We start from the raw sequence: 13,651 nt of genomic DNA, 5'->3' as shown, positions 1-13,651 counted from the left end.
AATGCAAAAACACCCCCTTTGCAGGGGGTGTTTTTGTGTATGTTCGGCGGTGTCCTACTTTTCCACCCAATAGGGCAGTATCATTGGCGCTGACAGGCTTAGCTTCCGGGTTCGGGATGGGACCGGGCGTTTCCCTGTCGCTGTGGCCGCCGTAACTCTATTTATTTTTCCATTCAAGTGTATTGATGGGGGGTGTGGTATTCGACGCGACTATAAGTCACGAAAAGAATATGTGGTTGCGAGTTGTGTTGGTAAGTTTTCGGCCGGTTAGTGCCAGTTCCCTCCACCCATTGCTGGGCTTCCAGGTCTGACCTATCAATCCCGTAGTCTGCGGGGGGCCTTATCCCTCTAAAAGGGTGAGAAACCTGATCTTGGAGAAGGTTTCCCGCTTAGATGCTTTCAGCGGTTATCCTGTCCGAACGTGGCTATCCAGCCGTGCCCCTGGTGGGACAACTGGTATACCAGAGGTTCGTCCGTCCCGGTCCTCTCGTACTAGGGACAGGTTTCCTCAAGTTTCTGACGCGCGCGGCGGATAGAGACCGAACTGTCTCACGACGTTCTAAACCCAGCTCGCGTGCCGCTTTAATGGGCGAACAGCCCAACCCTTGGGACCTGCTCCAGCCCCAGGATGCGACGAGCCGACATCGAGGTGCCAAACCATCCCGTCGATATGGACTCTTGGGGAAGATCAGCCTGTTATCCCCGGGGTACCTTTTATCCGTTGAGCGACACCCCTTCCACTCAGAGGTGCCGGATCACTAATCCCGACTTTCGTCCCTGCTTGACTTGTAAGTCTCGCAGTCAAGCTCCCTTGTGCATTTACACTCAACACCTGATTGCCGTCCAGGTTGAGGGAACCTTTGGGCGCCTCCGTTACATTTTAGGAGGCAACCGCCCCAGTTAAACTACCCGCCAGGCACTGTCCGTGAACCGGATATACGGTTCGACGTTAGGTGTCCAATACGATCAGAGTGGTATTTCAACAACGACTCCGCTCTAACTAGCGTTAGAGTTTCACAGTCTCCCACCTATCCTACACAAACCGTACCGAAGACCAATACCAAGTTGTAGTGAAGGTCCCGGGGTCTTTTCGTCCTGCCGCGCGTAACGAGCATCTTTACTCGTAGTGCAATTTCGCCGAGTCTATGGTTGAGACAGTCGAGAAGTCGTTACGCCATTCGTGCAGGTCGGAACTTACCCGACAAGGAATTTCGCTACCTTAGGATGGTTATAGTTACCACCGCCGTTTACTGGGGCTTAAATTCTCCGCTTCACCCTTACGAGTTAACGGGTCCTCTTAACCTTCCAGCACCGGGCAGGCGTCAGTCCGTATACATCGTCTTGCGACTTCGCACGGACCTGTGTTTTTAGTAAACAGTCGCTTCTCGCTGGTTTCTGCGACCGGTTACCGCTCCCACCGCAAGGGTGTTCACGGCATGCCGGCCCCCCTTCTCCCGAAGTTACGGGGGTATTTTGCCGAGTTCCTTAACCATAGTTATCTCGTACGCCTTGGTATTCTCTACCTGACCACCTGTGTTGGTTTGGGGTACGGGCCGTGTGTGAACTCGCTAGAGGCTTTTCTTGGCAGCAGAGGATCACCGAATTCGCCTCAAACGGCTATGCATCACCTCTCAGGAATATGAACGACGGATTTGCCTATCGCTCTCCCTACAGGCTTGCCCCAGTATTACCACTGACTGGTACGGCTACCTTCCTGCGTCACCCCATCGCTTGACTACTACCAACCCGGGTTCCACGCAGCCGGTGATCCTCGCACCCCGAAGGGATTGATAGACCACCATTTGGGTGGTTAGCAGAATTGATTCATCACGGGCGCTCATACACGGGTACGGGAATATCAACCCGTTGTCCATCGACTACGCCTGTCGGCCTCGCCTTAGGTCCCGACTCACCCTGGGCGGACTGGCCTGGCCCAGGAACCCTTGGTCTTTCGGCGGGCAAGGGTCTCACTTGCCTAATCGCTACTCATGCCTGCATTCTCACTCCCCCACACTCCACCACCGGTTACCCGATAGCTTCGCTGCGTGAGGGACGCTCCCCTACCCAACCTTGCGGTTGCCGCGACTTCGGCGGTGTGCTTGAGCCCCGCTACATTATCGGCGCACAATCACTTGACCAGTGAGCTATTACGCACTCTTTCAAGGGTGGCTGCTTCTAAGCCAACCTCCTGGTTGTCTCTGCGACTGCACATCCTTTTCCACTTAGCACACGCTTAGGGGCCTTAGTCGGCGATCTGGGCTGTTTCCCTTTCGACGTACGGAGCTTATCCCCCGCCGTCTCACTGCCACGCTATACACCACGGCATTTGGAGTTTGGCTGACGTCAGTAACCTAGTAGGGCCCATCGGCCATCCAGTAGCTCTACCTCCGTGGTGAAACACGTAACGCTGCACCTAAATGCATTTCGGGGAGAACCAGCTATCACGGAGTTTGATTGGCCTTTCACCCCTACCCACAGCTCATCCCCTCAGTCTTCAACCTAAGTGGGTTCGGGCCTCCACGCGGTCTTACCCGCGCTTCACCCTGGCCATGGGTAGATCACTCCGCTTCGGGTCCAGAACATGCCACTCAAGCGCCCTATTCAGACTCGCTTTCGCTGCGGCTACCCCACACGGGTTAACCTTGCGACATGTCCCTGACTCGCAGGCTCATTCTTCAAAAGGCACGCCATCACCCCACAAGGAGGCTCTGACGGATTGTAGGCACACGGTTTCAGGTACTATTTCACTCCCCTCCCGGGGTACTTTTCACCATTCCCTCACGGTACTAATCCGCTATCGGTCATCGAGAAGTATTTAGGCTTACCGGGTGGTCCCGGCAGATTCACAGCAGATTCCACGGGCCCGCTGCTACTCGGGTGTTGATATAAGGCAGGTGCCGGGTTTTCGCGTACCGGGCTCTCACCGTCTATGGCAGGCCATCCCAGACCACTTCCGCTAACTACGACACTTTCTAACTGCCCCTCAGCCAGGTAGAGCTGAGACATATCAATCCCACAACCCCGCACGCACAACCCCTACCCGGTTACACATACATGCGGTTTAGCCTGTTCCGCGTTCGCTCGCCACTACTGACGGAATCACAATTGTTTTCTTCTCCTACGGGTACTGAGATGTTTCACTTCCCCGCGTTACCTCCCGCACCCTATATATTCAGATGCGGGTAACACGACATCACTCGTGCTGGGTTTCCCCATTCGGAAATCCTCGGATCAACGCTTGGTTGACAGCTCCCCGAGGCTTATCGCAGCCTCCTACGTCCTTCGTCGGCTCTCGATGCCAAGGCATCCACCATGTGCCCTTAAACACTTACTAACACAAGAATTATAACAAATTACACAAATGAACACGTCACCATAAAGGCAACGCATCCATTAGATGCTCGCAACCACTATCCAATACTCAAACACCACACCCCACCACCAAGATGGAGGGACAAGACTCTGGGAAGAACCCGAGTGTTGTCTCAGGGCCCAATAGTGTGCTTGGCGATTGCCTGTTGTTGTGCACCCGGCCCTCGTCCACTACAGACGAGAACCCCTCACGGCTCACACCCCACCAATTGGGATGTTTCTCGTGGTGCTCCTTAGAAAGGAGGTGATCCAGCCGCACCTTCCGGTACGGCTACCTTGTTACGACTTCGTCCCAATCGCCGATCCCACCTTCGACAGCTCCCTCCAAAAGGTTAGGCCACTGGCTTCGGGTGTTACCGACTTTCATGACGTGACGGGCGGTGTGTACAAGGCCCGGGAACGTATTCACCGCAGCGTTGCTGATCTGCGATTACTAGCGACTCCGACTTCACGGGGTCGAGTTGCAGACCCCGATCCGAACTGAGACCGGCTTTAAAAGGATTCGCTTAACCTTACGGCATCGCAGCCCTTTGTACCGGCCATTGTAGCATGTGTGAAGCCCTGGACATAAGGGGCATGATGACTTGACGTCATCCCCACCTTCCTCCGAGTTGACCCCGGCAGTCTCTCACGAGTCCCCGCCATTACGCGCTGGCAACATAAGATAAGGGTTGCGCTCGTTGCGGGACTTAACCCAACATCTCACGACACGAGCTGACGACAGCCATGCACCACCTGCACACAGGCCACAAGGGAACCGACATCTCTGCCGGCGTCCTGTGCATGTCAAACCCAGGTAAGGTTCTTCGCGTTGCATCGAATTAATCCACATGCTCCGCCGCTTGTGCGGGCCCCCGTCAATTCCTTTGAGTTTTAGCCTTGCGGCCGTACTCCCCAGGCGGGGTACTTAATGCGTTAGCTACGGCACGGATTCCAAGGAAGGAAACCCACACCTAGTACCCACCGTTTACGGCGTGGACTACCAGGGTATCTAATCCTGTTCGCTCCCCACGCTTTCGCTCCTCAGCGTCAGTTACTGCCCAGAGACCCGCCTTCGCCACCGGTGTTCCTCCTGATATCTGCGCATTCCACCGCTACACCAGGAATTCCAGTCTCCCCTGCAGTACTCCAGTCTGCCCGTATCGCCCGCACGCCGAGGGTTAAGCCCCCGGTTTTCACGAACAACGCGACAAACCACCTACGAGCTCTTTACGCCCAGTAATTCCGGACAACGCTCGCACCCTACGTATTACCGCGGCTGCTGGCACGTAGTTGGCCGGTGCTTCTTCTGCAGGTACCGTCACTTGCGCTTCGTCCCTGCTGAAAGAGGTTTACAACCCGAAGGCCGTCATCCCCCACGCGGCGTCGCTGCATCAGGCTTGCGCCCATTGTGCAATATTCCCCACTGCTGCCTCCCGTAGGAGTCTGGGCCGTATCTCAGTCCCAGTGTGGCCGGACACCCTCTCAGGCCGGCTACCCGTCGTCGCCTTGGTAGGCCGTCACCCCACCAACAAGCTGATAGGCCGCGGGCCCATCCCACACCGCAAAAGCTTTCCACCATAAAGCATGCGCTAAATGGTCCTATTCGGTATTAGACCCAGTTTCCCAGGCTTATCCCGAAGTGCAGGGCAGATTACCCACGTGTTACTCACCCGTTCGCCACTCGAGTACCTCCGAAGAGGCCTTTCCGTTCGACTTGCATGTGTTAAGCACGCCGCCAGCGTTCGTCCTGAGCCAGGATCAAACTCTCCAAACAAAAACTCCTCGCGAACGAGGTGAATTCGAATCAGAAAAATCTGACCTAACAAAAAGACGCCAAAACTGGCATCTAAATAAATTGCGACCACACCCTCACACGGGGGTGCTTAGATGCGGTCAAAAAAACAACAACAAACAAAAACACCAAACACACTATTGAGTTCTCAAACAACACTCTTACTTGTTTTCGCCCGCTTCGGGGCAACCCTGCCAGCTTAATACAGATCCGGTAGAGGAGTCAAGCCCCGGTTTCAGTCATCTTCGTGAACGACCGCGCCTGGTGGGCAACAACTTCCGGTTACTGTACCCGTTCGATCTCCGCTCCCAAAATCGCCAGGTTCTCGACGAATAACGGGTAGCCGCGGTCGATGTGGAAGACGTCGTGGACCTCGGTGTCGCCGTCGGCGACGAGCCCGGCGAGCACCAGGCCGGCGCCGGCGCGGATGTCCGAACACCACACCGGGGCGCTGGAAAGTTGCGGAAGACCCCGCACCACGGCGTGATGCCCATCGGTGCGGGCATCAGCACCGAGCCGGATCATCTCTTCGACGAATCGGAACCGCGCCTCGAACACGTTCTCGGTGATCATCGAGGTGCCGTCGGAGATCGAGGCCAGCGCGATCGCCATCGGCTGCAGATCGGTCGGGAACCCGGGGTACGGCAACGTGGCGACGTTCATGGCCTTCGGACGCTCGTACTGAGTCACCCGGAAGCTGTTATCGGTCTGCGTGACGGTGGCGCCCGCGTCGTGCAGCTTGTGCAGCACCACCTGAAGATGCGCCGGGTCGACACCGGTGATGGAGATGTCACCGCGGGTGATGGCTGCCGCGATGCCCCAGGTGGAGGCCACGATGCGGTCTCCGATCACGCGATGCTCGGTGGGATACAGCCGTGGCACGCCAGTGATGGTCATCGTCGGCGAGCCCGCGCCCTCGACCTGGGCACCCATCTGGTTCAGCATCGTGCACAGATCGACCACGTCAGGCTCGCGCGCCGCGTTGTGAATAGTGGTGACACCCTCGGCGACGACCGCCGCCATCAGGATGTTCTCGGTGGCCCCCACCGAAGGAAACTCCAACTGAATCTCGGCGCCCCGCAAGGTATCCGCGTGTGCAACGACGCAACCGTGCTCAATGTTGCACGTGGCGCCCAGCTGGCGAAGCCCTGCCTGATGCATATCCAGCGGGCGCGATCCGATCGCATCACCGCCGGGCAGGGCGACCTTGGCCCGCTTGCACCGGCCGACCAGCGGCCCCAGCACGCACACCGAGGCGCGAAACTGCCGCACCGCGGCGAAATCGGCGTCGTACTTGGGTTCGTCGGGCGAGGTGATGCGGGCGACATCGCCGTCCAGCTCGACGGTGGCGCCCAGACCACGCAGCACCTCTGCCATCAACGGCACATCGAGGATGTCCGGGCAGTTGGTGATCGTGCTGGTGCCTTCTGCCAGCAATGTCGCGGCCATCAGCTTGAGCACGCTGTTCTTCGCGCCGCCGACGGCGACCTCGCCTGACAAGCGATTGCCGCCGGTCACCACGAATCGCTCAGCCACCCGCGTCAGTTTAGTGATGCGGTATCGGCTTGTCAGTCGGCCTGGCAGGTCAGCCGAGTACGGTTTGCTCATGGCGATACACCTGACCCGCATTTACACGAGAACAGGCGACGACGGAACCACCGGTCTAAGCGATTTCTCGCGGGTCTCCAAGAACGATGCCCGGCTGGTGGCCTACGCGGATTGCGACGAAGCCAACTCCGCGATCGGCGCTGCGATCGCCCTGGGTCAGCCAGACGAGAAGTTCGCCGAGGTGCTGCGACAGATCCAGAACGACTTGTTCGACGCCGGCGCGGATCTGTCGACGCCGGTGGTGGCCAATCCCGAGCACCCTCCGCTGCGCGTCACCCAGGCCTACATCGATCGGCTCGAAGCGTGGTGCGACGCTTTCAACGAGCCGTTGCCTGCGCTGAATTCCTTTGTGCTGCCTGGTGGTTCGCCGCTATCAGCGCTGCTGCACGTGGCGCGCACCATCGCGCGCCGCGCCGAGCGATCCGCATGGGCGGCAGTCGATGCTCACGAGGACGGCGTCAGCGTTCTCCCGGCGAAATATCTGAATCGGTTGTCGGATCTGCTGTTCATCCTGTCGCGGGCCGCCAACCCCGACGGCGATGTGCTGTGGCAGCCGGGTGGACAAAAGCAATAGTCGCGCGAGGGATCTCGGCGCTACACGCTGCGACGACGCGCGCGCGGTGACGGACGGGACTCCAGCCATGACAAGAACGCGGTAAGCGCACCCTGGTCGAGCGCCAGCTCGTAGCCCGATCTGCGGTCCTGGGTCGTGTCGCGCAGTTCCAGCACCACGATTTCGTCGGTCATGATGTCGAACTCGTCGCCCCGCGGGGCACGCCGGGCCACGATCTCCACACCGCGGCGACCGAGCCGGCGATCCGGCCACAACCGCAGACTCGATAGCCGGTAGAAAGCGGCTTCACCACCCCGGTAGCGAATCACGCCGTGCCGCCAGCCGTGGCCACCAACCGCGGGGATGTCCCGCATGATGCCTGCCGTTCCGCCCTGTCGCAGCTTCCATAAGCGATAGCTCAGTGCGGCGACGGCGACCCCCAGCACGACAACGAGCGCGGCCATGCCGACCATGGGCGCGCTCATTGGCGGTTAGTCAATCGCGCCGACGGCGCGCAATCTCGCACGCCCCCTGGCGGCGACGCGGGGGTCGTCGGACTCCGAGTCCTCCTTGGCGGCGGCCTCGTCGATCTCCGACTCGAATTCGGCGGACTCAGCGAGCACGGTCACCGACTCCTCGGTGACCGACAAGAACCCGCCATCCACGGCGATCCGCAGATCGTTTTCGCCTTCACGTTCGACGCGCACCATGGCGTCGTCGACCAGTTGGGCGACCAGCGGAATGTGGTGGGGCAGGATCCCGATCTCGCCGGAAGTGGTGCGGGTGAACAAGAAGGTTGCCTCACCCGCCCAGATCTTGCGGTCGACTGCGACGATCTCAACGTTCAATTCGGCCATGCCACACCACCTTTCGACTCAGCCGGAAGTCCTTGATCACAGCTTGGCGCCGAGGCTCTCGGCCTTCTTCGCCAGGTCGTCCAATCCACCGATCAAGAAGAAGGCCTGCTCGGGCACATGGTCGAAATCGCCCTTGCTCAGCCGGTCGAACGCCTCGATGGTCTCCTTCACCGGAACCGTCGAACCCGGCTGGCCGGTGAACTGTTCGGCGGCCATCATGTTCTGCGAGAGGAACCGCTCGATGCGGCGGGCCCGGTTCACCAGCTGCTTGTCCTCTTCGGACAACTCGTCGATACCGAGGATCGCGATGATGTCCTGAAGGTCCTTGTAACGCTGCAGGATTCGAATGACTTCCTGCGCGACACGGTAGTGCTCGTCACCAACGACGCTGGGGTCAAGGATCGTCGAGCTGGACGCCAGCGGGTCCACGGCGGGGAAGATGCCCTTGGAGAACACCGCACGGGACAGCTCGGTGGTGGCGTCAAGGTGAGCGAACGTCGTCGCCGGCGCCGGGTCGGTGTAGTCGTCGGCCGGCACGTAGACGGCCTGCATGGACGTAATCGACTTGCCTCGCGTCGAGGTGATGCGCTCCTGCAACTCACCCATCTCGTCGGCCAGCGTGGGCTGATAACCCACCGCCGACGGCATCCGGCCGAGCAGCGTCGACACCTCGGATCCGGCCTGGGTGAACCGGAAGATGTTGTCGATGAACAGCAGCACATCCTTGCCCGCCTCGTCGCGGAACCATTCCGCCATCGTCAGCGCGGACAGTGCGACCCGCATACGAGTACCGGGCGGCTCGTCCATCTGACCGAAGACCAGCGCGGTGTCCTTGAGCACGTTGGCTTCCTTGAGCTCGACCCAGAGGTCATTGCCCTCACGGGTGCGCTCCCCCACGCCGGCGAACACCGAAGTACCCGAGAAGTTACGAGCGATGCGGTTGATCATCTCCTGGATCAGCACCGTCTTGCCCACGCCGGCACCGCCGAACAGCGCGATCTTGCCACCACGCACATAAGGAGTCAGCAGGTCGACAACCTTGAGACCGGTCTCGAGCATCTCGGTCCGCGGTTCGAGGTCTTCGAAGGCCGGTGGCTTGCGGTGAATCGACCAGTGCTCGAAGTCTTCTCCGTATCCCGGCTTGTCCAGGCAGTAACCCAGCGCGTTGAAGACGTGGCCCTTGACGTCCTCACCGACCGGCACCGAAATTGCTGCACCGGTGTCGATCACCTCGACGCCACGCACGAGGCCGTCGGTGGGCTGCATCGAGATAGTCCGCACCAAGTTGTCGCCGAGGTGGTTCGCCACCTCCAACGTCAGGGTCTTCTTCAGCTCCTCGAAGGTGATCTCCGCGTGCAATGCGTTGAACAGCTCGGGGACCGAACCCCGCGGGAACTCAACGTCGACGACCGGCCCGGTCACCCGTACCACGCGGCCGCTGGTGTCCGATTTGGTCGGCTTGTCGGTCTTTTCGGCAGTAGCGCTCATTATTTTTCGCTTCCTTGTGGGGCTACTTAGCGGCGTCGGCGAGCGCGTTTGCGCCACCGACGATTTCGCTGATTTCCTGGGTGATCTGGGCCTGCCGCTCACGGTTGGCCTCTAGCGTCAGAGCCTTGATGAGGTCGTCGGCGTTGTCGGTGGCCGATTTCATCGCCCGCTGACGCGACGCCAGCTCGGATGCGGCCGACTCGAGCATGGACGCATAAACCCGCGTGGTCAGGTACCGCGGCAGCAGCGCATCGAACAGTGTCGTCGCGTCCGGCTCGAACGAGTACAGGGTGCGCGGTCCGGTGTCTTCCTCGACATACTCCACGACCAATGGAGCCATCCGATGGGCCACCGCCGTCTGCGACATCATCGACTTGAACTCCGAGTAGACGATGTGCAGTTCGTCGACGCCCGCAACGTCGTCAGCCTGCTGATCGTCGTCCCCGGTGCCCTTCATGAACGCATCGACCAAGGTTGAACCGATCTCCGCGGCGCTCTCGTACTGGGGTTGCTCGGAGAAGCCGGTCCACGACGCGGCGATGTCCCAGTTGCGGAAGGTGTAATAGCCCAGCGCTTTTCGGCCCACCGTGTAGAGGACTGGTTCTTTTCCCTCCTCGCGGAGCAGGGCGAAAAGTTGTTCGGAGCGACGAAAGATGCTCGAGTTGTACGCCCCGCACAAGCCGCGGTCGGAGGACACCACCAGGACACCGGCCCGCTTCGGTTCCGGACGCTCGACGAGCAACGGATGGTCCAGAGCGGCTTCGTCGGCCAGGGTGGTGAGCATCCGGGTGATCTCGAAGGCGTAGGGCCTCGCGGATTCGAGCCGATTCTGCGCCTTGGGCAGGCGCGATGTGGCGATCAACTCCTGGGCCTTGGTGATCTTCTTGATCGAGCCCGCGGAGCGGATCCGCCCGCGTAGTTCGCGAAGTGTGGCAGCCATGGTTCGCTACTTCTTGTCCTTCTTGGCGTCCTTGTCCTTGGGTTCAGGCTTTTTGACCTTCACCGATTCTTTGCCTTCGTCTTCCTTGGGCTCGGCGTGCTCGTCGGGCACCACCGACCCACCGCCCGTCGCAGCGAAGCCCTTCTTGAAGTGATTGATGGCGTCGGTAAGCGCCTTCTCGTTTTCCTCACTGAGCTTCTTGCTCTCGCGGATGTCCGCGAGGATCTTTCCTTCGGAGCCCCGGATGTGGTCCAGCAGTTCGGTTTCGAATCGCCTGACATCCTCGACCGGCACCGAGTCCACGTGTCCACCGGTACCCAGGAACATGGAGACCACTTGTTCCTCGACGGGCATGGGCTGGTTTTGCGGCTGCTTGAGCAGCTCGACCAGCCGCGCGCCGCGCTCCAACTGCGCCTTCGAGGTGGCGTCCAAATCGGACGCAAAGGCGGCGAAGGCTTCCAATTCGCGGTATTGCGACAGGTCCAGTCGCAATGAGCCGGCCACCTCTTTCATGGCCTTGATCTGCGCCGCGCCACCGACCCGCGACACCGAGACACCGACGTTGATGGCCGGCCGGACGCCCTGGTTGAACAGGTCTGTCTCCAGGAAGCACTGCCCGTCGGTGATCGAAATGACGTTGGTCGGGATGTAGGCCGAGATGTCGTTGGCCTTGGTCTCGATGATCGGCAAACCGGTGAGTGAACCGGCCCCGAGCTCGTCGGAGAGTTTCCCGCAGCGCTCCAATAGTCGCGAGTGCAGGTAGAAGACGTCGCCGGGGTAGGCCTCGCGGCCGGGCGGACGGCGCAGCAGCAGCGAGATCGCGCGGTAGGCCTCGGCCTGCTTGGTCAGGTCGTCGAAGACGATGAGCACGTGCTTGCCCTGATACATCCAGTGCTGGGCGATCGCCGAACCGGTGTACGGCGCAAGCCATTTGAAGCCTGCGGCATCCGAGGCGGGCGCCGCGACGATGGTGGTGTACTCCATCGCGCCGCCCTCTTCCAGGGTGCGGCGCACAGACGCGATCGTGGTGCCCTTCTGCCCGATGGCCACGTAGACGCAGCGCACCTGCTTGCTCGCGTCTCCCGTCTCCCAGTTCTGGCGCTGGTTGAGGATGGTGTCGACGCAGACGGTGGTCTTGCCCGTCTTGCGGTCGCCGATGATCAGCTGACGCTGGCCACGGCCGATCGGTGTCATCGCGTCGATGGCCTTGATCCCGGTCTGCAGCGGCTCACTGACGCTTTGCCGCTGCACCACCGAGGGCGCCTGGAGTTCCAGCGCGCGGCGCGTCTCGGCTTCGATGTCGCCGCCACCGTCGATCGGCTGGCCGAGGGGGTTGACGACCCGCCCCAGGAAATTGTCACCGACGGGGACCGACAGGACTTCGTTGGTGCGCTTGACCTGCTGGCCCTGTTCGATCTTCTCGAAGTCACCGAGGATCACCGTGCCGACGCTGTGCTCGTCGAGGTTGAGGGCGACACCGAGGACGCCACCCGGGAACTCGAGCAGCTCCTGGGTCATTACCGACGGCAGACCCTCGACGTGCGCGATGCCGTCGCCGGCGTCGATGACGGTGCCGACCTCCTCGCGGGAGGTGTCGGAGGTGAACGAACCTACGTACTCTTCGATCGCGCTCTGGATGTCATCAGCGGAGATTGTCAACTCGGCCATAGCTTTTCGTCTTCCTACTTCGGTTAGTGCTGACTAAGTTCGTGTTCAGTCGGGCAGTTGAGCCTCGGCCGCGGTCAGACGCGACGAGAGCGATCCGTCGATCACTTCGTCGCCCACGGAGATGAGGAGACCACCCAGCAGGGCGGCGTCGATCTGCAGCTGCACCGCGACCGGATGTCCATAGATGCGGCTAAGTACTTCGGTGAGGCGAGTGCGCTGAGCATCGCTGGGCTCGGCGGCCGCACTCACTTGCGCCACAATCTCATTGCGCCGTGCCACCGCGGCTTCGGCCAAGAACAGCACGGCGTGGTCGGCCGACTGACCTCTTAACAGCTCAATGGTCTGGGACAGCAATGCGTTGGTAATCCTGTTGCTTCTGCCGGTCGCGCTGCTGAGCACGTTGCGCAGCAACCCAATTCGGCCTTCGGCCGGAGTCCCGTACTCGCCCAGGAGGACACCAAGGCGCGGCTGTGCCTCAAGGATCCGCGCAAACCGGAACAACTGGTCTTCGACCTCGTCGACCCGATCCTCGCGTGCGGCGACTTCCAACAACGCTTGCCGTGACACGTGTTCGACGGCGTCGATCAGATCCGAATTGGTAGACCATCGCTCCGAAACGGCCGCCCTTAACAACTCCAGAGTCGGATCGCCGACTTTGCCGGCCAGTAGCCGTTCGAGCAATCTGACCCTGGGCTCGGCGTCTTCGGACGGAAGCGTGAGATACCGAGTGACGACAATTTCGTCTTCGAGCATCTTGGCGACCGAAACCAGCTCACTGGAAAGCTTTTCCAATCCCGGAACGTCCAGATCCGCTGCTAGCGCGTCGAACCGGTCCGTGACGCTTTTCAGTGCCCGCCGACTCGCCGAGCGCATCTTCGCCATCAAGGGGTACTTGACTTCAGCCGCCGCAGGCGCCATGGCATCGAGCTCGTCCAAGAATCGATCGACTGTGGCCGACTGCTGCTCCACGTCGGCGACATAGTTGCGCACCAATTCCTCTGCCTGGCGCACAGATTCGTGCCCAAGCTCCACGCGAAGCTGACGGCTCAGCTGTGCCCGCAACAGTTCAGCCTGGCGCTGACCCTGCGCCTTGATGCGCTCCGCCTCGATCCCGGCCTGCTCGCGCAATTGCTCGACGATGCGCACCGCGTCGGTCTTCGCCTCTTCGACGACCTGCTTGGCTTCCGCCTCGGCGGCCTGAACCGCTTTGCTGTGCGCCGTGGTCGATTCGGTCAACCGCTCGGCGGCCGTAGCCGAATCATCCAGCTGCTGGCGCACCGTGTTCTGTCGCGTCGCCATCAATTTACGCACGGGCGGCACGACATAGCGCACGACCAACAACACGATGACCGCAAACCCGATCAGCTGTCCGATAAACGTCGACATATTTG

Annotated in this window: 8 protein-coding genes and 3 rRNA genes; 1 reads left to right on the top strand and 10 read right to left on the bottom strand. The window is 60.5% G+C overall.

What is annotated here, in order from left to right; genetic code table 11:
- Positions 1 to 41: 41 nt before the first annotated feature.
- The 4 genes from rrf to murA form a co-directional block, all read right to left on the bottom strand.
- Positions 42 to 154 (bottom strand): 5S ribosomal RNA (gene rrf / locus MNAB215_RS18605).
- 93 nt (positions 155 to 247) lie between these two features.
- Positions 248 to 3,334, bottom strand: a 23S ribosomal RNA gene (locus MNAB215_RS18600).
- A 275-nt stretch (positions 3,335 to 3,609) separates the two neighbouring features.
- Positions 3,610 to 5,128 (bottom strand): 16S ribosomal RNA (locus MNAB215_RS18595).
- The 16S, 23S and 5S rRNA genes sit together here, the layout of an rRNA operon.
- A gap of 300 nt (positions 5,129 to 5,428) precedes the next feature.
- A complete protein-coding gene (gene murA / locus MNAB215_RS18590; RefSeq protein WP_077082138.1) occupies positions 5,429 to 6,682 on the bottom strand; it encodes a UDP-N-acetylglucosamine 1-carboxyvinyltransferase in 1,254 nt (417 codons plus the stop codon).
- 70 nt (positions 6,683 to 6,752) lie between these two features.
- Between murA and MNAB215_RS18585 the strand changes: the two genes are divergently transcribed.
- Positions 6,753 to 7,328 carry a cob(I)yrinic acid a,c-diamide adenosyltransferase gene (locus tag MNAB215_RS18585; RefSeq protein WP_077080122.1) on the top strand — a complete coding sequence of 192 codons (576 nt, stop codon included), beginning with the start codon at positions 6,753 to 6,755 and terminating at the stop codon, positions 7,326 to 7,328.
- A 20-nt stretch (positions 7,329 to 7,348) separates the two neighbouring features.
- Here the strand turns inward: MNAB215_RS18585 and MNAB215_RS18580 are convergent, their stop codons facing one another.
- Genes MNAB215_RS18580 through MNAB215_RS18555 form a run of 6 tightly spaced genes read right to left on the bottom strand, consistent with a single transcriptional unit; the run spans position 7,349 to position 13,646 of the window.
- Positions 7,349 to 7,792: a DUF2550 domain-containing protein gene (locus MNAB215_RS18580; protein WP_077080121.1), complete on the bottom strand. Its 444-nt coding sequence runs from the start codon at positions 7,790 to 7,792 to the stop codon at positions 7,349 to 7,351.
- 6 nt (positions 7,793 to 7,798) lie between these two features.
- Positions 7,799 to 8,164 carry a F0F1 ATP synthase subunit epsilon gene (locus MNAB215_RS18575; protein ID WP_077080120.1) on the bottom strand — a complete coding sequence of 122 codons (366 nt, stop codon included), beginning with the start codon at positions 8,162 to 8,164 and terminating at the stop codon, positions 7,799 to 7,801.
- Positions 8,165 to 8,200: 36 nt separating this feature from the next.
- Positions 8,201 to 9,652 (bottom strand): F0F1 ATP synthase subunit beta, encoded by a 1,452-nt coding sequence (gene atpD, locus MNAB215_RS18570; RefSeq protein ID WP_077080119.1) that lies wholly within the window; start codon positions 9,650 to 9,652, stop codon positions 8,201 to 8,203.
- A 22-nt stretch (positions 9,653 to 9,674) separates the two neighbouring features.
- Positions 9,675 to 10,592, bottom strand: a complete 918-nt coding sequence (locus MNAB215_RS18565; protein WP_077080118.1) for a F0F1 ATP synthase subunit gamma — start codon at positions 10,590 to 10,592, stop codon at positions 9,675 to 9,677.
- Between the two features lie 6 nt (positions 10,593 to 10,598).
- Positions 10,599 to 12,260, bottom strand: a complete 1,662-nt coding sequence (gene atpA / locus MNAB215_RS18560) for a F0F1 ATP synthase subunit alpha (RefSeq protein ID WP_077080117.1) — start codon at positions 12,258 to 12,260, stop codon at positions 10,599 to 10,601.
- Between the two features lie 45 nt (positions 12,261 to 12,305).
- Positions 12,306 to 13,646 (bottom strand): F0F1 ATP synthase subunit B/delta, encoded by a 1,341-nt coding sequence (locus MNAB215_RS18555; protein WP_077080116.1) that lies wholly within the window; start codon positions 13,644 to 13,646, stop codon positions 12,306 to 12,308.
- Positions 13,647 to 13,651 lie beyond the last annotated feature (5 nt).

This window comes from Mycobacterium numidiamassiliense (assembly GCF_900157365.1).
Taxonomy (GTDB): domain Bacteria; phylum Actinomycetota; class Actinomycetes; order Mycobacteriales; family Mycobacteriaceae; genus Mycobacterium; species Mycobacterium numidiamassiliense.
The sequence above is the reverse complement of the archived record's forward strand: the minus strand, read 5'-3'. Positions and strand labels throughout refer to the sequence as shown.

Bases quoted from the DNA above. Each gene is read 5' to 3' on its own strand.
- MNAB215_RS18585 (WP_077080122.1), top strand. From the start codon at position 6,753: ATGGCGATACACCTGACCCGCATTTACACGAGAACAGGCGACGACGGA.
- MNAB215_RS18580 (WP_077080121.1), bottom strand. From the start codon at position 7,792: ATGAGCGCGCCCATGGTCGGCATGGCCGCGCTCGTTGTCGTGCTGGGG.
- MNAB215_RS18575 (WP_077080120.1), bottom strand. From the start codon at position 8,164: ATGGCCGAATTGAACGTTGAGATCGTCGCAGTCGACCGCAAGATCTGG.
- atpD (WP_077080119.1), bottom strand. From the start codon at position 9,652: ATGAGCGCTACTGCCGAAAAGACCGACAAGCCGACCAAATCGGACACC.
- MNAB215_RS18565 (WP_077080118.1), bottom strand. From the start codon at position 10,592: ATGGCTGCCACACTTCGCGAACTACGCGGGCGGATCCGCTCCGCGGGC.
- atpA (WP_077080117.1), bottom strand. From the start codon at position 12,260: ATGGCCGAGTTGACAATCTCCGCTGATGACATCCAGAGCGCGATCGAA.
- MNAB215_RS18555 (WP_077080116.1), bottom strand. From the start codon at position 13,646: ATGTCGACGTTTATCGGACAGCTGATCGGGTTTGCGGTCATCGTGTTG.